We start from the raw sequence: 18711 nt of genomic DNA, 5'->3' as shown, positions 1-18711 counted from the left end.
ATGACTGAGCTCGAACGGCAGCAGTGGGATGTTGTCGTCGTGGGCGCGGGTGGTGCGGGACTGCGGGCCGCCATCGAGGCGCGTGAGGCGGGCGCTCGTACGGCCGTCATCTGCAAGTCCCTGTTCGGCAAGGCCCACACCGTGATGGCGGAGGGCGGGATCGCCGCCTCCATGGGCAACGTGAACTCCCACGACAACTGGCAGGTCCACTTCCGCGACACCATGCGCGGGGGCAAGTTCCTCAACCAGTGGCGGATGGCGGAGCTGCACGCCCAGGAGGCTCCCGACCGGGTCTGGGAGCTGGAGACCTGGGGCGCGCTCTTCGACCGCACCAAGGACGGGAAGATCTCCCAGCGCAACTTCGGCGGCCACGAGTACCCACGGCTGGCGCACGTCGGCGACCGGACCGGGCTGGAGCTGATCCGGACCCTCCAGCAGAAGGTCGTCGCGCTCCAGCAGGAGGACGAGAAGGAGTTCGGCGACTACGAGGCCCGCCTCAAGGTCTTCCAGGAGTGCACCGTGACCCGGGTGCTCAAGGACGGCGACAGGGTATCGGGCGCGTTCTGCTACGAGCGCGAGTCCGGACGCTTCTTCGTGGTGGAGGCCCCGGCGGTCGTGCTGGCCACCGGCGGCATCGGCAAGTCCTTCAAGGTGACCTCCAACTCCTGGGAGTACACCGGCGACGGGCACGCGCTGGCCCTGCTCGCGGGCGCGCCGCTGCTGAACATGGAGTTCGTGCAGTTCCATCCGACCGGAATGGTCTGGCCGCCCTCGGTGAAGGGCATCCTCGTCACCGAGTCGGTGCGCGGCGACGGAGGGGTGCTGCGCAACTCCGAGGGCAAGCGGTTCATGTTCGACTACGTCCCGGACGTCTTCAAGGAGAAGTACGCGGAGACGGAGGAGGAGGGAGACCGCTGGTACGAGGACCCGGACAACAACCGGCGCCCTCCCGAGCTGCTCCCTCGCGACGAGGTCGCCCGGGCCATCAACGCCGAGGTGAAGGCGGGTCGCGGCTCACCGCACGGCGGCGTGTTCCTGGACGTCTCCACCCGGATGCCGGCCGACGTGATCAAACGCCGGCTGCCGTCCATGTACCACCAGTTCAAGGAGCTGGCGGACGTGGACATCACCGCGGAGGCCATGGAGGTCGGGCCGACCTGCCACTACGTGATGGGCGGTATCGCGGTCGACTCGGACACCGCGTCGGCGGTCGGCGTGCCCGGCCTGTACGCGGCGGGCGAGGTCGCCGGCGGCATGCACGGCTCCAACCGGCTCGGCGGCAACTCCCTCTCGGACCTGCTGGTCTTCGGCCGGCGCGCCGGACTGCACGCCGCGGAGTACGCGGCCGGCCTCGCCGGGCAGCGGCCCCCGGTCGACGAGGGGCAGATCGACGCGGCCGCGGCGGAGGCGCTGCGGCCCTTCAGCGCAGGGGGCCCCGAACCGGACGCCCCGCAGGAGAACCCGTACACGCTCCACCAGGAGCTCCAGCAGACGATGAACGACCTGGTCGGCATCATCCGGCGGGAGTCCGAGATGGGGCAGGCGCTGAAGCGGCTCGCCGATCTGCGGGGCCGAGCCCGGCGGGCGGGCGTGGAGGGCCACCGCCAGTTCAATCCGGGCTGGCACCTCGCCCTGGACCTGCGGAACATGCTCCTGGTCAGCGAGTGCATCGCCCGGTCCGCCCTGGAGCGCACCGAGAGCCGCGGCGGCCACACCCGCGAGGACTACCCCGCGATGGAGCGGGAGTGGCGCCGGGTCAACCTGCTGTGCCGACTCGCCGACCGCTCGCTGTCCTTCGGGCCGGTGGAGCCCGGTGCTCCGGCCGCCGATCCCGTCGTCCGCGGCCAGATCGAGCTCGTTCGGAAGACCACCGAGCCCATCCGCCACGACCTGCTCGCCCTCTTCGAGAAGGAAGAGCTGGTCAAGTACCTCGCCGAAGAGGAGCTGTACGAATGAGCACGTACGACGCTCGGTTCAGGGTCTGGCGGGGCGACCAGGACGGCGGGGGCCTCGAGGACTTCACGGTCGAGGTCCACGACGGCGAGGTCGTCCTCGACATCGTCCACCGGCTGCAGGCCACCCAGGCACCGGACCTCGCGGTGCGCTGGAACTGCAAGGCCGGCAAATGCGGTTCGTGCAGCGCGGAGATCAACGGACGTCCCCGGCTGTTGTGCATGACCCGCATGTCGGTCTTCGACCGTGCCGAGACCATCACGGTGACCCCGCTGCGCGCCTTCCCGGTGGTGCGCGACCTGGTCACGGACGTGTCCTTCAACTACTCCAAGGCCCGTGAGGTGCCGTCCTTCGTGCCGCCGCAGGGCGTCGCGGCGGGTGAGTACCGGATGCAGCAGATCGATGTGGACCGCTCCCAGGAGTTCCGCAAGTGCATCGAGTGCTTCCTGTGCCAGGACACCTGTCATGTGGTGCGTGACCACGAGGAGAACAAGGCGGCCTTCGCCGGGCCGCGTTTCCTGATGCGCGTGGCCGAACTCGACATGCACCCGCTGGACGCGGCCGCCGAGTCGGGCCTCGACCGCAAGCGCACCGCCCAGGAGGACCACGGTCTGGGCTACTGCAACATCACCAAGTGCTGCACGGAGGTGTGCCCCGAAGGCATCCACATCACGGACAACGCCCTGATCCCGCTCAAGGAGCGCGCGGTCGACCGGAAGTACGACCCACTGGTGTGGCTGGGCAGCAAGATCCGCCGCCGGGGCGAGCACACCACGTAGCACCCGCTCGCCCCTCCGTGCCCGGACGTCCGCGTCCGGGCACGGACATGTCCGGCCGGGGCGGACGTGTCCGGCGGGGGCGGACGGTCCGCAACGCCTGACCGTCCCCCCGGCGTCAGAACATGCTCAGCAGCTGCTCCACGCTCGGTTCGGCCGCCGAGTCCCCGTCGGGCAGGGCGAGTTCGAACCACACCGTCTTGCCCCGGGGCGTGCGGCGGGAGCCCCAGGCGGCGCTCAGCAGGCCGACCAGCTGCAGCCCCCGGCCGCCCTCGTCGGTGTCCCGGGCCCGCCGGCGCCGCGGCTGTACGAGGCCGGCGTCCCACACCTCGCAGACGAGGGTGCGGTCACGCAGCAGCCGCAGCCGGATCTCGCCCTCGCCGTAGCGCAGGGCGTTGGTGACGAGCTCGCTGACGAGCAGCTCGACCGTGTCGACGAGCGGATCGAGGTCCCAGGCACTGAGCTGGGCCCGGGCCAGCTCGCGGGCGCGGCCCACCGACCGCGGTTCGCGCGGCAGCCGCCAGTCCCCCACGGCCTCGGTCGCCAGGCCCTGGATACGGGCCATCAGCAGCGCGATGTCGTCCTCGCCGTGCCTCGTGTCGAGCGTGGCGAGCACGTGGTCGCAGACGTCCTCGAGCGAACGGGAGCGGGACCCGCGGTCGGGGGCGGCGGGCGTTCCGCCGTCCGCCCCACCTGCCGTACCGTCGGGGGAACGGGGCTCCGGTACGGCGCGGGCCGGCTCGGTCAGGGCGCGGCGGAAGGCACTGAGCCCCTCGTCCAGCGGATGGTCACGCGACTCGACGAGCCCGTCCGTGTACAGCGCGAGCAGTGCGCCCTCCGGAAGCTCGACCTGGACCTCCTCGAAGGGCTCGCCGCCCACCCCGAGCGGCATCCCGGGCGGTACGTCGAGCATCAGCGCCTCCTCGCCCGGTTCGACGAGGACGGGTGGCAGATGGCCCGCGTTGGCGAAGGTGCAGCGCCGCGTCACGGGGTCGTACACGGCATAGACGCACGTCGCCAGGTACACCTCGGAGAGTTCGGGCCCGCGGGACTTGTGGGCGACCCGGGAGGCCTGCTGGGCGCCGCTCGGCGTGCCGAGTCCGCGGGCGATCTCGTCGAGCGCGGAGAGCACCTCCGCGGGCTCCAGGTCCAGCAGGGCCAACGTCCTCACAGCGGTGCGGAGTTCACCCATGGCGACGGCGGCGCGCAGGCCCCGTCCCATGACGTCGCCGACGACGAGGGCGGTGCGGTGGCCGGGGAGCTCGATGACGTCGAACCAGTCCCCGCCGACCTCGGTGGCGGTGTTGCCGGGGAGGTAGCGGCAGGCGATGTCGAGGCCCGCGGCCTCCGGGTCGCCGGGCGGCAGGAGGCTGCGCTGGAGGATCAGGGCGCGCTCGTGCTCGCGCCGGTACAGGCGGGCGTTGTCGATGCAGACCGCGGCTCGGGCGGCGAGCTCGACGGCGAGCGCCCGGTCGCGTTCGCCGAACGGCTCGCTGCCCTTGGCCCGGGAGAACTGGACGAGTCCGACCACCGTGTCGTGGGCGACCATCGGCACGGCCAGCGTGGACTGGACGAGGCTGCCGTCCTCGCCGGGGATGGCGCGGACCCTGGCCGTGCGCAGGGCGTCGGCGCAGGAGGAGCTGAAGGGGTAGTGGTGGACGGCGCCGACCTGGGGGCTGGCCGGCGTGCCCGCCCCCGAGGCGCCCCCGAGCAGAGTCTCGGAGACGGTGCTGGCGAAGGCGACGCGGCGCAGCTCGGCGCTGCCGCCGTAGCTCTCGGGCCGGGCGGGGCCCCAGCGTCCGGGCGGGGCCTCGTCGCCCGTGAGCAGTCCCTGGTAGAGGTCCACGGAGGCGAGGTCGCAGAAGCCGGGAACGGCGACGTCGAGCAGCTCGCGCGCGGTGGTCTCCAGGTCGAGGGAATTGCCGATCCGTGCGCTGGCCTCGTTGAGCAGGGCGAGGTTGCGGCGGGCGCTGGCGGCCTCGCGGGCCGCGATGTGGCGGCGTGTCACGTCGATGCCGAGCCCCGCGACGCCGACGGGCCGGCCGGAACCGCTGTGCACGCGGTACAGGTTGACCGCCCAGTGCCGCCGGTCGGAGGTGCCGGGGGCGCTGCCGACGATCTGGAGGTCGGTGACGGACTCCCCGGTTTCCAGCACCCGCTGGAGGGCGGCGGTCATCCGCTCCGCCTCGGGGCGGGAGAGGTAGTCGTACACGGTCCGGCCGCGGTGGTCCTCGGCGACGCCGCCGAAGACCGTCGCGAAGCGCTCGTTGGCCCGCAGCACGGTGAGGTCCGTACCGAACAGGAGAAAGCCAAAAGGAGATTGACCGAAAATCGCCTGCGAAGCCGCGAGGTCCGTCTCGATCCGCCGGAGAGCGCGTACGTCGACGACGATGCAGAGTGCGGCACGCTCGCCGTTCTCCGTCTCGCTCGGCATGACGTAGACCTCGACCAGTCCGTGCGCACCGCCCTCGCCCGGCAGGCGGAACGGGACGAGTCCCGTCCACTCCTTGCCGTCCAGGATCTCGGAGACCTTGCGGTGGCCTCGCGGGCGGAGCTCGGAGGGGATGAAGACGTCGATCGGATCCTTGCCCCTGACGTCCTCGGCGGAGATGCCGAACTGCTCGGCCGCACGCCGGCTCCACTGGTCGACCAGCCCGTCCGGCCCGATCGAGAACGACGCGACCTTGATGTAGTCGTAGATGGAGCCGGGCGGACTGCTCTGCCACACCACGCCGCTCGCCGTCTCAGGTATCTCGCTCACGCGACCGTCCCCTCCAGCTCACCGCACCGGACCGGCCATGCCCGCAGTATTCAGCACTACGGCACCTGGCGGCACGGCGTTCACGATCACAGCACGGTCTCGTTCGTTTTGAGCCGAGCAGGCAGTGATCGTCGTCCCCCCACACTCCTAACCAGGCAGGGGCAGCTCGAACCACACGGTCTTGCCCGTTCTGCCTCGCCGCGTCCCCCAGCGGCAGGCCGCGCAGGCCACCAGCTGCAGCCCGCGTCCGCCCTCGTCATCGGGCCCGGCGGGACGCTCCAGGGGCGGATCCGGAAGCGGGTCGGAGACTTCCACGAGTAGCGCGGGGGATCGCGGCGGCGGTGTTCCGTCGACGGCCGGCCGGACCAGACGAACCCCTATGGGCCCGGAGGTGTAACGAAGGGAATTGGTCACCAGCTCACTGACCAGGAGCACCGTCACATCGACCACGGCGGGCTCGAGACCCCACTTCCGCAGGGCGTCACGGACGGCGTGGCGGGCGGAACGGACGGCGTCCGGGGCGGCAGGGAAGGTCCACTCGGCGCATGCGCCTTCGGTGTCGACCACGCCGACCACTTCCCGGACCTGCCACGGAATCCCGTCCACTTTGGGGCGGCATTCTGGACATACCCGAAATTCGGTGCGAGATATCCCCGAGAGGGACGTGCGGTGACGCGAACGGCGCAGGAAATCAGCCGCGCGTTCTCCCCCGGTGGTCACGGGGCAGCCGGCGCACGGCCTCCTCGACGGCGGGGCGATCCTGGGGCAGCCAGTCCACGGCGTCCAGTTCGTCGACGGCGAGCCAGCGCAGTTCGTCGTGGTCCTCCAGCGGACGCGGCTGACCCGAGATCAGCCGTGCCGTCCAGACCTGGAGCACATAGCCGGGACCCAGCGGCCACTCGCCGGGCACCCGCTCGACCGGCTCGGCCTCCACTCCCAGCTCCTCGCGCAACTCGCGCACGAGGGCCTCCTCGGGGGACTCACCGGGTTCGAGCTTGCCACCGGGCAGCTCCCACCGTCCGGCGAACTCGGGCGGTGCGCTGCGGCGCGCGGCGAGCAGACGCCCCTGGTCGTAGAGGGCGCCGGCCACCACGACGCGGGCGTTCACAGGATCCGTCATGCGCGGGAGCGTAACCCGCACGGCGCGCCCCTCCGGCCCTCGGTCGCCTGCACGGCGGCTGCGGGGCGCGCTCAGGAGGGTGCCGTCTGCCCCATGTACTCCACCCAGTAGAGCTGCTTGTGGCCGCGATCACCGAGGCTGTCCGCGATCTTCTGCGCCTCGTCCTGTGTGGCGTACCTTCCCACGCGATAGCGATTGCCGTTGTCGTCCTGGCGGATCACCAGCCAGGGCAGCATCGCGCCGCCGTCGGTCATCGCGCCTCTCCCGCCGCCGGCCTGCACTTCTCTAACGATCCCCAGGAAACCGCAGTCTGCATATGCCCGAGCCTACGCCTGACCTTCACTCAGCGGATACGTGTTTTCACGAAGAGAGACGGATCCGGCCAGCATCCGCTCCCGTCCGAGGGGCGCACCTGGCCGAGTGCGCCCGCTGCCTCACGTCTCCGCCGAGTGGCGACCGCGCCGGGGAGGGTGGGACGCCCCGCTCGCCGGCGCCGAGACGGCCCGGCGGTTCACGACCCGGAACCGGGACCGGGTGATGCGGCCCTTCACCTTACGACGCCGGCGCGCTCAACAGGCCGTGCGTCGGCGCGAGTCCGGCCGCGGGGAGACGCCGGGGACGACGCCCCTGCGCCGAGCCGGTTCCTCCCGGCCCCAGCTCTGTGCGAGCCACGGAAAGAGGCGCGGCCGGAGGGCGGCGCCGGGAGACCCACGCACGGCCCGAAGCCGGTCCGGGAGAACTCCGGTCCGGCTCTCGCGGCGCCCCGGAGCCCGTGAACGCGCCCTGTGCGCCGCCCACTTCGAAGGGGACCGCCCCCGAACCGGCGGTGCACCACCGACTCCGAGGGTGACGGAGGGCGCCGCCCCTCCCCCGGCCGCGAAGACCGACACGCCGATGACGCGCGCGCCGCGGGCCGGGGCACGCGGTTCAGCGCACCGGGAGGTGGTACGCGATCCGGAAGCGGTCGGCCGGGACCACCACATCCGCCGTCTCGACAGCGCGGCCCGACGCATAGTAGGTGCGCTGGATGACCATGACCACATGGCCGGGCACCCCGCCGAGGGTCAGCAGCTCCTCCGCCAGCCCCGGCCGGGCGCCGACCTCCTCCACCACGTTGTCCACCACGAGGTCGATGGCGCCCATCCGCTCGACGACGCCGCAGCCGCCGAGCGGCCCCTCCTCGGGCAGCATCACCGGCGTGCGGCCCGTGATCGAAAGCGGCTCCCAGGAGGTGGACAGCATCGTCGGCTCGCCCGCGTCCCGGAAGACGTACCGCGTGCGCATCACGCGGTCGCCGAGCGCGACGCCGAGCCTGCCCGCGACCGCGGCACTCGCCGGCTCCTGCTCGCTGCTCGACTCCCAGGTACCGCGGGCACCCTCCGCGGCCTGCTCCTGGCGGAAGGGGCTGGCGCCCGACGGCGGACGGTAGCCCGACCGGGCGATGCGGCGCGGCACCGGCCGCTCCCGCACGTACGTCCCCGAGCCGGATCGCCCCTCGACGAGCCCCTCGGCCATCAGCACCTTCCGCGCCTCCAGCGCGACGGTGTCCGAGACTCCGTACTCCTCCCGGATCCGGGCCTGCGAGGGAAGGCGGGTGTGCGGCGGCAGCGAGCCACTGACGATTTTCTGGCGGAGATCGCTCGCAACGCGCAGATAGGCGGGTTGCTCACCGAATGTCACTGGCCACTCCCAACAGGTTGACAGACAGCAACAGCGTGGCAACCGACGGTTGATCCCCGCAAGTATGGGCCTGAGCACTACACGCAGTCATAGTCGCCAGGGAGGCGGGCACTCACCCCTGACGGGCGAGCGGCTTCACGCGTACGTGCACCGCACCCTTGACCATAATGGTCCAGACCAATAGCTTCGGTGCGCACGGCAGCACGACCGCCCGTGGAAGCCCTCCGGCACACGCAGAGGAATGAGCCTCATGCGCCGAAGAGCCCTTGCCCGGCCGACCATCGCCGCCGCCCCGCTCGCGCTCCTCGCCCCTCCCGCCCCGCTCTCCCCACGCGGCCGCGGCCGGCACCCGCCACGACCGTCCACCCGCGCCCCATGCCCACAAACGTGTCGGCCATTTCACCCAATGGGACGTCTACGGGCGGATTTTCCAGGTGAAGGACCTGGACACCAGCGGCGCGCCCGCGAAGCCCACCCACATCACGGCGCGGTGGACCGCGGCTCACGCGTACCTGCGAGCCGCGGGGCTCAGACCGTCGTGTCGTCGCTCGGCAGCGGTTCCCCCTCCTCCGCGTCGTCCGCCTCCTCCGGCGGGTCCGTGGCGAGGCCGAGAGCGGACCGGACGGCGATCTCGGTCTCCTGGCGGAAGGCGTCGCCCGCCTCCGACATGGCGTCCCAGAAGCTCTCCTCGTCCTGGGCCGCCGCCGCCCGGCCGAAGTGGCCGCGGGCCGTTTCGTACTCCTTCGCGCGGGCCAGCGCGTGTGTGCGGGCCGCCGCGGGCCAGGGTCCGGCGCGCAGTTCACGGGCCTCGGTTCCGAGCGTCCGCGCCATCCGCTCCGCCCAGGCGCGGTTGGCCTCCGGGTCGTCCTCGAAGAGGTCCTCCGGCTCCTCCCACCAGACGGAGTCGACGGCCAGCTCACCCTCCAGGTAGGCGATTTGCGCCGGGTCGAGCGTCGTCCGGTCGCTGCGGACGGAGGACGCGAGCTTCGGTCCGCCGCTCGCCAGCGCACAGGTGACGCTGCGGTCACCGAAGCGCCAGCTGTCCCTGGTCGGCATGTAGTAGTAGGGCTCCGCCGTCCCGGGAACGGCCCACCGGTCCAGTGCGTAGGCGCTGTTGATGTCCTCGCACCGGCGCTCCGCCTCGGTCTCGACGGTCTTCTCCCCGGGCCATTCGTCGAACCCGTCGAGCGGGAAGGTGCCGGTCACCTCGCCCTCGTGCGGTCTGTCGCAGTCCACGATCCGGACGGACGCCGCCTCCTCGTCCTCCAGGCCGCGGCCCGGGGTGTCGAAGCACTGCCCGGTCCGCAGGTCGAACGTGGAGTCCGCGGCGGCGCTGTCGCGGGCCGCCCTGCGGAAGCCGTCCCACGCCTCACCGGCGGTGCCGGTGGCGAACGCGACGGTCATGAGGATCGTGCTGACGACGGAGAGCACGGTGCCCGCGATCGCCAGGCCGCGGCCCTCGTCGCCCCTCTTCCTGATCTGCGCCAGCGCGACCAGTCCGAGGACGAGGCCGAGCGGGGGCAGACAGCACACGATGCCCGTCACGAGGGAGCCGACGGCGAAGCCGTTGGTGCCCCGCCGCTGCGGCACCGCCCCGTAGGGCGGGTAGGGCATTCCCGGCTGTACGCCCGCCGGCATCGGGTACGGGTACGCCGGGGCGGGCTGCGGCGAGGACGGGGCGGGCGGCTGCGCCGGGCCGGACCCGCCCGGAGGCGTCCATCCCTGCGACGACGGTTCCACGGGTACGGCGCTCCTTGTGAAGATCATGCGAACATCTGCGCGGGTCAGCGGATCATACGGCGGGAGCAGGGCGACGGGCAGCCCTGATACGCGGAAGGGGCGGCCGCTCGGCGCGGCCGCCCCTCACTGCTCGATCAGGTGCCGGACCCGGCACGGTCCGGCGGTCCGGGCGTCAGAACTGAAGACCCCAGGAGTCGATCTTGCCGGTGTCCCACCAGGCGTTGTCGCTCACCCGCAGCTTCCAGGTGCCGTTCGCGACCTCCGAGGACGCGTTCACGGTGTACGTGGTGTTGATGTTGTCGCTGCTGCCGCCGGTGCCGTACGACTTCAGCGTGTACGCGGTGCCGTCCGGGGCGATGAGCTGGACCCGGAGGTCACCGATGTAGGTGTGGACGATGTTGACCGGCACCTGGAGTGCGGCGGGCGCGTTGCCCGAGACGCCGCTGACGGTGACGGGCGACTCCACCGTGGAGTTGTCGTTGATCGCGTAGTCCGTGGTGTTCTCGAACTTCGACCCGGGCGGCGGGGTCGTGCCGCCGCCGACGTACAGCAGCCGGTTCGGCGAGCCGGAGCCCGGGTTGCCGACCACGTTCGGGGTCGCCGCGGTGGTCAGCGCCGAGGACACCTGTGCCGGGGTGGCGGTCCGGTTGTCCGCCAGGTAGAGCGCGGCGGCACCGGCGACGTGCGGAGTGGCCATCGAGGTGCCGGAGATGGTGTTGGTCGCAGTGTCGCTGCTGTTCCACGCCGAGGTGATGGACGAGCCCGGGGCGAAGACGTCCAGCGCGCTGCCGTAGTTGGAGAAGCTGGAACGGGCGTCGCTGCTGGTGGTGGAACCGACGGTGATGGCCTCGGCCACCCGGGCCGGGGAGTAGTTGGAGGCGTTGGCGCCGCTGTTGCCCGCCGCCACGGCGTACGTGACGCCGGAGGCGATGGAGTTGCGGACGGCGGTGTCCAGCGCCGTGTCGACGCCGCCGCCGAGGCTCATGTTGGCGACGGCCGGCTTGACGGCGTTCTGCGTCACCCAGTCGATGCCCGCGACGACCTGGGCGGTCGTGCCGGAACCGGAGTTGTTGAGCACCCGGACGCCGACGACCTTCGCCTTCTTCGCGACACCGTAGGAGCCGCCCGCGACCGTGGCGGCGACGTGCGTGCCGTGGCCGTTGCCGTCCTGCGCCGTGTTGTCGTTGTCGATGGCGTCGTAGCCGTACGAGGCACGGCCACCGAAGTCGTTGTGGGTGATCCGCACACCGGTGTCGATGATGTACGCGGTGACGCCCTCGCCCGCGGAGTCGGGGTAGGTGTAGCTCTGGTCGAGCGGCAGCGCGCGCTGGTCGATGCGGTCCAGGCCCCAGGAGGGCGGGTTCGGCTGGGTACCGGAGATGGTGAACACCCGGTTCTGCACGACGGATTCGACGGCGGGGTCGGCGGCGAACTTCCTGGCCTGCGACTCGGAGAGCTCGACGGCGTATCCGTTGAGGGCGGCGCTGTACGTCTTCTTGATCTTGGCGCCGTACTCCGCGGCGAGTTGCCTGCCCGCCTTGGATTTGGCGTCGGCGGCCGACTCGTCGAGGGTGACGATGTAGCTGCCTGCGATGGCACCGGGGGCGCCCGCGTTCTCGATCACGCCCACCGGGGCGGGCTCTGCCGCGGTGGCCGGGAGGGCGGAGGCGGCACCGAGTGCCAGGGCGGCGACGGCTGTCACGCTGACCGCGGACAGTCTTCGCTGCGAGTTACGCATCACGGACATGTGAGGGGTCCTCCTCATAAGTGGTGCGCTGTCGTGGGGGTATTCGACAGGGGCATGACAACTACACGGGGTGGGTGCCCGCGAATTCGCCGCGCCACTGCCGTCCCGAAAGGTTGGCTGATCCATAGGAATCCCACAAGAGTTCGGACGGCCCGTAACACGTGTGCCACACAACTGCCATGCTGGATCACATGACGGACTATCAGTGCCCGAAGTGCGGCGTACGTTCGCCGGTCAAGTCGCTCGCCTGGCGCTGCCCCCAGTGCCACGGCCCCTGGGACCTCGGCTTCGCCGCGGCGCCCGTCTCCCTCGACTCCCTCACGGGCAGGGTGGGTTCACTGTGGCGGTACGAGGAGGCGCTGCCGCTCGCTGCCACGGAGGCCACGGGCGGCGGCCCCCGAGCCGTCTCGCTCGGGGAGGGACGGACCCCGCTGGTCCCCCTCACCGCCACCGTCACCGCGAAGCTCGACTTCCTGATGCCGACCCTTTCCTTCAAGGACCGCGGCGCGGTCATGCTCGCCGAGCTCGCCCGCCGGCTGAAGCCTCGCCGCGTGATCGCCGACAGCAGCGGCAACGCGGGCACCTCGATCGCCGCCTACTGCGCCCGCGCGGGCCTGGACTGCACCGTGTACGTCCCGGCCGCGACCTCCCCGAAGAAGGTCGAGCAGATCGCCGCCCACGGGGCCCGGCTGGAGCTCGTCCCCGGCGACCGGGAGGCGACCGCACGCGCCGCACGCTCGGCCGCCGACGAGGACGGCGTCTTCTACGCCTCGCACGTCCACAACCCGTACTTCCTGCACGGCACGAAGACCTATGTGTACGAGATCTGGGAGGACCTCGGCGGCAGACTGCCCGAGGTTCTGGTCCTGCCCGTCGGCAACGGCACCCTGCTGCTCGGCGCCCACCTGGCCGTCGAGGAACTGCGCGCCCACGGGCTCATCGCGGAACGTCCGGCGCTCGTCGCGGTCCAGGCGGCCGCGGTCGCCCCCGTGGCCTCGGCGTTCCACGCCGGGGCGGACGACATCACCCCGGCGGAGGCGGCACCCACCCTCGCCGAGGGCATCGCCATCCCCGCCCCACCCCGGGCCCGTCAGATCCTCTCCGCCGTACGCGCCGGCGGCGGCACCTTCCACACGGTGACGGACGACCGGATCCGCGCAGCCCAGCTCGACCTCGCCGCCCGCGGCCTGTTCGTCGAGCCCACGGGCGCGGCCTGCTGGGCGGCGATCCAGGCGCACGGTCTGGAGGGCCGCACGGCGGTGGTGCCGCTGTGCGGGGCGGGGGTGAAGACGGGGGTCGCGGCCGGGGGGTGACGGTTCGGCCGGCACCAAGACATACGCGTCAGCGCACCCCGTCGCCCCTCAGGGCACCGGCGAGGAAGGCCGGCACGCGGGCAGACCCGGACCGCCTTCCCGAGGCGCCCCCGTGGACGGGACCGCGCGGTGAGCCACCGCTTCCCCCGTCACTCACTCGGGCGGCGTGAGCGCCGCGTCCGTCATGTCCAGGCGTGCGCCGACGCCCGCTGCCGGGATCCGCGCCAGGAGCACCGCGTGGCCCGCGGCACCTGCGGTCCACGATTGCTACGGACTCGTGCACAGTCTCGGAGAGTCGGCGCACGCCCGCCGGCATCGGGTCGACTGTGCGCTGCCCGACACCGGGGATATGCCGCAGCCGGTGGGGGCCCGCTTCGAGAACGCGGCCCACCGTGCCCAGTCCCCCTTCTCTGCGCTCCCCAGCCGCAGCCGTCCTTCGGTGACGTCCCTCAGCCGGGTCACCGGTACGGGCGTTGGGCTCCCGCTTCACCGCCGCGTCGTGGATCGGCTTCGGCACCGCCCGTACCGACATCGGTATGTGGCCTCGCCGACTGTCGCTCACGATCACGACTCATCGACCCGCGCTTCAAGGACCACCGTGCGGCAACGGGCACGTCACGAGAAGCAGGAGCCAGAACCAGCACCCCGCCGTAAACTGCGCAGACGCCATGTGACGGATCACGATCCAGCGCGGATCCAGCAGGGGCCCTCTCCCTGGCCCTCCGCGTCACCGCTTGTCCGGGGGACAAGCGCTGCCTGCGGCGAGCGCTCCTGCCGGGTCACAGACCGTGCTGGTCCAGGAGCCGCATCAGGTTCCGCTTGCGCTTCTGGGTCGTGCGCAGAGTGGTGACGTACCCGGTGAACTCCTCCGGCGATCCCAGGCGGCGGTGGCAGTCACGCATGCTCAACAGCAGGCTGGTCAACCCTTCGTACACCCGGTTGCCGGTCTGCTTCGTCAGGGGTTCGGCCAGGCGCAGGTACACGCCGAGCGCGTCGGCGGGGCGGGTGCCACGGGCCTGGTCGGCGAGGGTGAGCCACTGCCGATCATGGGCGCCGGTCTCGGTGGCGGCCTGCCAGGCGGCGTCGACGTCCTTGTCGTCGAGCAGTGCGTCGACCAGGACGAGGCCGCCGTACCAACCCTGCTGCCGCCGCCCCGCGTCGGTCCGCAGCAGGGCCAACGCGCCCTCGCGCTCGGCCGGCCAGCAGTCCGCGGCCCGGGCGGCGGCACGCAGCTGCTGGTACGCGAGCAGGGTGCGGCGGGCGCCGAAGTGGTCGCGGACTGCTGGCCGGCCGAGCGCGAGGGCGCGTTGGCCCTGCTGCGGACCGACGCGGGGCGGCGGCACGCAGCTGCTGGTACGCGAGCAGGGTGCGGCGGGCGCCGAAGTGGTCGCGGCGCAGGCCGACGGCGTCGGCGAGTCGGCCCGCCTGCGTGTAACGCTCGCAGAGGTGGTCGACGAGGGCTGTGTCGACGGCAGCGAGGTCCCGGGCGTCCCGGATGCCGCGTTCCGCCCAGCGCAGGGCCTCGTCGGGGCGCCGGGCCGCATCCAGCTCGCGGGCGATGACCAGGTGCGTGTGGCCGTCCGGCGCGAGGTCGGCCGCGTGCACGGCGATCACCGCGTCGACGTCGCCTCCCGCCTTGGCCAAACGCTCCATCAGGCACTTCTCCGCCCAGCCTCGGCGGTTGCCCCGCCACGCCTCGACCGCCAGCTTCCGCAGGACGGCCATCCCCTCTTCACCGAGGACGTCCTCGTAGTCGAGCGGATCGATGTCGGTGAGGCCGTCGTCCGAGTCGCCCAGCGCATGGCCGACGAGCCAGCCCGCGAGCTCCCCCGGGTCGGGGCACGCCGCACGGCACGCGTCGAGATGGGCCTCGGCGAGCTCTGCACCGACCTGCCCGAGCCGGCCGTCGGAGTCGTCAACGCTCTCCACCGCCTCGGCCAGCAGCCGCATCGCTTCCCGCGCCAGGGTGATCGCGTCGGCGGCCCGCCCGGAGCCCGTCAGCGCGCCGAGCGCGGACACCGCCTGCCCGGCCTGGTCCGCGTAGGCGCGGGCATCGGCGTACTCCACGTACCCGTACTGCGCGAACGGTGAGATGTCCAGCAGCTCACGGACACGGCCCCGGACCGCGGCAAGGTCTCCGCGGGCGCTCGCGGCCCGCAACTCCAGTCGGCGCCGCAACTGCCGGTCCTCACCGATCTGTTCCCGCACCAGAGCGAGCAACTCGTCCTTGGACAGGGCGGACAGCCAACCGTCGAGGCCCCGTGCACGGTCCCGGGCGGCTTTCCGCTGCCGGGGCAGGCTCTCCGGCCGGGCGAGCACGGTCAGGCCGAGGGCGACCAGGTGCTTGCAGAAGTTGCCCTCCAGGCCGTACGGGCAGTCGCACTCACCGGACAGCCCGCCGGGCCCGTCCAGGACGAGCTCCACCTCGTACCGCTCCGTGCCGTGGACGCTCGCGATGACCGAGCCGTCACCGATCTCGACCCCGGCCACCGCATCCAGGTATCCGAGCCCGCGCTCGAAGGAACGGGCACCGGCCAGCGTCCTGAGGTTCGCCTCGGTGAGGCCGCGCATGGTCTCCTTCACCCCGCCCCTCGTTCTGTTCCTTACGGCCACCAGCTTATGACTGCCAGTCGGCCCGGTCCGGCAGCCAATCGGAAAGTCACCATCGCCGCCTTGGACGTTCCAGAGACACGCCGCCGGCGTCCGCCGCACTCTCCGGAAAGCCGACTCGCCCGGCCCACCACCGTCAACCCGCGACGCCGTCCTGACCCAAGGCGCCCGGCTGTCACAGCCGTTCAAGCTCCGGCAACGGTACGCGCCCCGGACGCTGCCCGGGGTGCTGCCCCGGGCACCGCGCCGTACGCATGCCTCGACCTACCGCTTCGGCCACTGGTTCGGCCGTGGTTGGGTCTCCACCCTGGATGAGAGGATCGAGCTCGACGGGGTGCGCAGTGCGATATGGGCACGCGAGGACGGTTCCTTGCTGGTCTACCCCCGCCTGCCCGGGTCCGACGGGGAACGCGTCTTGCCCCTGGAGGGCGACCAGCTCCCGCTCGTCCACGGTGGCGTGCACGGCGAGGAGACCTGCTACGAGATCCACGATCCGCACAACGGCCGCGTCCACTTCTTCACCGGCAGTCCCTACCGCACGTCCACCGCCTACTGGCTCTCGGACATCGAAGACCGCCACGGCCACCAGATCACTTTCTCCCGCCGTCCCGACGGGACACCCCTCGCGGTCACACACTCGGGCGACTACGTCGTGCAGCTCACCGCGGACGCCTCGCGCGTCACGGGGCTGGCCGTCCGCGGCCCCGAAGGCCCTGTCACGGTGGTGGGCCACGACTACGACCCGCCCGGCGACCTCATCACGCTGACCGGTCCGGACGGTCCCGACGGGCCGGCCATGCGTTTCACCTACGACGCCGACAGCCGCGTCACGTCCTGGACGGACCGCAACGGTGCGACCTTCCAGTACGCGTACGACGCCCAGGGGCGGGTCGAGGGAACCATCGGCCCCGACGGCGTCCTGTCCTCGAGGTTCGCCTACGACGTCCACCCGACACCGGCCACCGCATCACCCGCTACACAGACTCCACCGGTGCCACCGCCGTCCTTGTACTCAACGACCGCCTCCAAGTCGTCGCAGAGACCGACCCCCTCGGCCACACCACCCACTTCACCTGGGACGCGTACGACCGCCCCCTCACCCGAACCGATCCCCTCGGCCACACCACCGAACTGACCTACGACGAGGCCGCGAACCTCATACGGGTGCGGTTGCCCGACGGCAGCACAGCGACCGCCCGATATGACGAGCGCCACCAGCCCCTGGAAGTGACCGCCGTCGACGGCACGAGCCGGCGGCAGACCTTTGACGATCACGGCAACGTCCGAACCGGCATATCGCATCGACGCCGAACCGCCTTGGAGGACTCGCATGACCCGCACCACGCCACCGCGCCCTGTCGACGTCGAGGCGGTCTTCCCCGCCCTTGCCGCCCACCGGCGGACCGCGACACGGCTGCATCCGCGCCCTGGTGCACCCAAGACGGAGGAGAGTTCGGTCGCCGGGCCCCTGCTGTGGCCGGCCGACGAGCCGTGGCCGGTCTGCACCACGGTCCACCCCAAGGGCACGGGCCACCTCCTGTCCGACGTGCGCCTGCGGCGGCGCATCCAGAACGAGGCGCGAGGACGGGACTTCACCGACGAGGAGCAACTGCTCCTGGAGGGTATGACGTCCGGACTCCACGTCCCGGATCTGGAGGACGCAGACCCGTTGCCGCTTCTGGCCGTGGCCCAGCTCTACGCACGGGACGTGCCGGACCTCGTCGGGCCCGACGGATGCGACCTGCTCCAGGTGTTCTGGTGCCCCTTCGAGGTACACGGCCCGGAGCGCACGATCAAGGTGGTCCTCAAGTGGCGGCGTGCAGAGGATGTCGGCACCGCACTGATGCCGCAGCCCGAACCGCCGGTCGCCGGTCGCGAGGAGTGCGTCCCGACCACCTGCGTCCTCCACCCGGAGCAGGTCGTGGAGCACGAGTACCTCGGCCTGCTGAGCGAGGACCTCCAGCAGGAGATCGCCGAGTGGGAAGAAGGCCTCCTCGACGAGGAAGACGCCGAGGACGCCTACGACTCCTCAGCTCCGGCGAGCTACGCCACCTACGAGGAGTACGAAGCGGCCATGGCCGCCGCCCGCGCCGAGGAACCGGACGAGATCGACTACATGAGCGACCTCTCCATCGCCCCGGGCTGGAAAGTCGGCGGCTACGCCTCCTGGCACCTGACCGACCCCGCCCCCGTCGACTGCCCTCAGTGCGGGACCCCGATGCCGCCACTGCTCACCGTCGACAAATGGGAGTGCGACGGCGGCTCACGAAGCTGGATGCCCATCGAGGACCGGACGGATGACCCGGGAGTCGTCGATCCCGTCGGTGTCTATCTCGGCCGCGGCCAGATGCGCGTCCACACCTGCCAGACCGACCCAACCCACCCGCACCGTCTCAGCTTCCAGTGACCGCCTCAGGCCGCACGGCAAAGAACGGACGCTCGGCCCCGGCCGGAACAGTACAGGTGGCAGAGTGTCAGTCCCCTCGGACTGTGGAGGTCTTCCAAGCGGCCGGCAAGGGGGTGGCCTGTGGTCGTGCTCGACGTCGATCGGACCCTGGCAGCCGCACACGCTGTGTAGTCGGTGCGTGTTGTGGAAGCCGGCGAACCTTCCGTGATCCACAGCGATCGCAGCAGCGAATACACGTCGACCCAGTTCCGCGAACGCATAGGGAAGTTCGGGCTGCGGCAGAACTGCGGACGCACCGGATCGTGCTTCGACAACGCCGCGGAGAGCTTCTGGGCCCTGCTCAAAGAAGAGATCAGCACCTGAAGTTTCCCCGTGATGCTGGACACTCGATGCTTACGCTGCGAGGGCGTGTTCTTATTCGTGTCGCTGCCGGGTCTCCAGCGGGGTGAGGTAGCCCCAGACTGGATGCCTCCGCAGCCGTTTGCGGTTGTAGAAGGTCTCGATGAAGGTGAAGATCTCAGCGCGGGCGGTAATCCGGTCGGGCCAGCGGCGGGGGCCGATCTCCGCTTTCAGCAGCGCGAAGAAGCTCTCGGCGGCGGCATTG

General features: G+C 71.5%; 15 protein-coding genes and 1 pseudogene. 6 read left to right on the top strand and 10 right to left on the bottom strand.

The genetic code is table 11. From position 1 onward, the window contains the following. Together QMZ92_RS03395 and QMZ92_RS03390 are read left to right on the top strand one after the other, a co-directional pair. The gene (locus QMZ92_RS03395) at positions 1–1956 is read left to right on the top strand and encodes a fumarate reductase/succinate dehydrogenase flavoprotein subunit (RefSeq protein WP_283295730.1); all 1956 of its coding nucleotides are present in this window, start codon (positions 1–3) and stop codon (positions 1954–1956) included. Beyond that, a complete protein-coding gene (locus QMZ92_RS03390; protein WP_283295729.1) occupies positions 1953–2732 on the top strand; it encodes a succinate dehydrogenase/fumarate reductase iron-sulfur subunit in 780 nt (259 codons plus the stop codon). The genes QMZ92_RS03395 and QMZ92_RS03390 overlap by 4 nt, the downstream gene beginning before the upstream one ends. A 115-nt stretch (positions 2733–2847) precedes the next feature. On the opposite strand, the gene QMZ92_RS03385 is transcribed toward QMZ92_RS03390, so the two are convergent. The 7 genes from QMZ92_RS03385 to QMZ92_RS03355 all read right to left on the bottom strand — a co-directional run bounded on the left by QMZ92_RS03385 (position 2848) and on the right by QMZ92_RS03355 (position 11777). After that, positions 2848–5490 (bottom strand): SpoIIE family protein phosphatase, encoded by a 2643-nt coding sequence (locus QMZ92_RS03385; protein WP_283295728.1) that lies wholly within the window; start codon positions 5488–5490, stop codon positions 2848–2850. Positions 5491–5637: 147 nt separating this feature from the next. Further along, on the bottom strand, positions 5638–6066 hold the full coding sequence (locus tag QMZ92_RS03380; protein WP_283295857.1) for an ATP-binding protein: 429 nt from the start codon (positions 6064–6066) through the stop codon (positions 5638–5640). Positions 6067–6181: 115 nt separating this feature from the next. Continuing rightward, positions 6182–6610, bottom strand: coding sequence for a (deoxy)nucleoside triphosphate pyrophosphohydrolase (locus QMZ92_RS03375; RefSeq protein WP_283295727.1), 429 nt, complete (start codon positions 6608–6610; stop codon positions 6182–6184). Positions 6611–6681: 71 nt separating this feature from the next. Beyond that, complete coding sequence (locus QMZ92_RS03370) at positions 6682–6864, bottom strand: SPOR domain-containing protein (protein ID WP_283295726.1); 183 nt, start codon at positions 6862–6864, stop codon at positions 6682–6684. A gap of 673 nt (positions 6865–7537) precedes the next feature. Next, entirely contained in the window at positions 7538–8290 is a 753-nt protein-coding gene (locus QMZ92_RS03365; RefSeq protein ID WP_138053372.1) for a GntR family transcriptional regulator, read from the bottom strand. Positions 8291–8818: 528 nt separating this feature from the next. Next, positions 8819–10057, bottom strand: coding sequence for a DUF4190 domain-containing protein (locus QMZ92_RS03360; RefSeq protein WP_283295725.1), 1239 nt, complete (start codon positions 10055–10057; stop codon positions 8819–8821). A gap of 145 nt (positions 10058–10202) precedes the next feature. Beyond that, positions 10203–11777, bottom strand: coding sequence for a S8 family peptidase (locus QMZ92_RS03355; RefSeq protein ID WP_283295724.1), 1575 nt, complete (start codon positions 11775–11777; stop codon positions 10203–10205). Between the two features lie 191 nt (positions 11778–11968). On the opposite strand from QMZ92_RS03355, the gene QMZ92_RS03350 reads away from it, so the two are divergent. Beyond that, positions 11969–13090 (top strand): pyridoxal-phosphate dependent enzyme, encoded by a 1122-nt coding sequence (locus QMZ92_RS03350; RefSeq protein WP_283295723.1) that lies wholly within the window; start codon positions 11969–11971, stop codon positions 13088–13090. Between the two features lie 253 nt (positions 13091–13343). Here the strand turns inward: QMZ92_RS03350 and QMZ92_RS03345 are convergent. Both QMZ92_RS03345 and QMZ92_RS03340 read right to left on the bottom strand, forming a co-directional pair. Continuing rightward, positions 13344–13622: pseudogene (locus QMZ92_RS03345) on the bottom strand (ATP-dependent helicase); the annotation flags it as partial. Positions 13623–14134: 512 nt separating this feature from the next. After that, positions 14135–15661: an SWIM zinc finger family protein gene (locus tag QMZ92_RS03340; protein ID WP_283295722.1), complete on the bottom strand. Its 1527-nt coding sequence runs from the start codon at positions 15659–15661 to the stop codon at positions 14135–14137. A 265-nt stretch (positions 15662–15926) separates the two neighbouring features. Here QMZ92_RS03340 and QMZ92_RS03335 point away from each other — a divergent pair, with 265 nt between their 5' ends. From QMZ92_RS03335 to QMZ92_RS03325, 3 genes are all read left to right on the top strand, one after another. Next, entirely contained in the window at positions 15927–16835 is a 909-nt protein-coding gene (locus QMZ92_RS03335) for a DUF6531 domain-containing protein (RefSeq protein ID WP_283295720.1), read from the top strand. Positions 16836–17030: 195 nt separating this feature from the next. Further along, positions 17031–18107: a hypothetical protein gene (locus QMZ92_RS03330; protein WP_283295719.1), complete on the top strand. Its 1077-nt coding sequence runs from the start codon at positions 17031–17033 to the stop codon at positions 18105–18107. A 204-nt stretch (positions 18108–18311) separates the two neighbouring features. Beyond that, positions 18312–18470 (top strand): hypothetical protein, encoded by a 159-nt coding sequence (locus tag QMZ92_RS03325; protein WP_283295718.1) that lies wholly within the window; start codon positions 18312–18314, stop codon positions 18468–18470. A 51-nt stretch (positions 18471–18521) separates the two neighbouring features. On the opposite strand, the gene QMZ92_RS03320 is transcribed toward QMZ92_RS03325, so the two are convergent. Then, positions 18522–18711: IS3 family transposase (locus QMZ92_RS03320; protein WP_283295717.1), on the bottom strand; the 190-nt coding region annotated here is incomplete at its 5' end.

Source organism: Streptomyces sp. HNM0645 (assembly GCF_030056615.1).
Taxonomy (GTDB): domain Bacteria; phylum Actinomycetota; class Actinomycetes; order Streptomycetales; family Streptomycetaceae; genus Streptomyces; species Streptomyces marianii.
Note: the sequence above shows the minus strand (reverse complement) of the source record. Positions and strands in the feature narration are given on the sequence as shown.

Excerpts from the sequence above, each read along its gene's own strand:
- QMZ92_RS03395 (WP_283295730.1), top strand. The coding sequence starts at position 1 with ATGACTGAGCTCGAACGGCAGCAGTGGGATGTTGTCGTCGTGGGCGCG.
- QMZ92_RS03330 (WP_283295719.1), top strand. The coding sequence starts at position 17,031 with ATGACCCGCACCACGCCACCGCGCCCTGTCGACGTCGAGGCGGTCTTC.
- QMZ92_RS03355 (WP_283295724.1), bottom strand. The coding sequence starts at position 11,777 with ATGTCCGTGATGCGTAACTCGCAGCGAAGACTGTCCGCGGTCAGCGTG.
- QMZ92_RS03375 (WP_283295727.1), bottom strand. The coding sequence starts at position 6,610 with ATGACGGATCCTGTGAACGCCCGCGTCGTGGTGGCCGGCGCCCTCTAC.
- QMZ92_RS03340 (WP_283295722.1), bottom strand. The coding sequence starts at position 15,661 with ATGCGCGGCCTCACCGAGGCGAACCTCAGGACGCTGGCCGGTGCCCGT.
- QMZ92_RS03390 (WP_283295729.1), top strand. The coding sequence starts at position 1,953 with ATGAGCACGTACGACGCTCGGTTCAGGGTCTGGCGGGGCGACCAGGAC.
- QMZ92_RS03350 (WP_283295723.1), top strand. The coding sequence starts at position 11,969 with ATGACGGACTATCAGTGCCCGAAGTGCGGCGTACGTTCGCCGGTCAAG.
- QMZ92_RS03370 (WP_283295726.1), bottom strand. The coding sequence starts at position 6,864 with ATGACCGACGGCGGCGCGATGCTGCCCTGGCTGGTGATCCGCCAGGAC.
- QMZ92_RS03360 (WP_283295725.1), bottom strand. The coding sequence starts at position 10,057 with ATGATCTTCACAAGGAGCGCCGTACCCGTGGAACCGTCGTCGCAGGGA.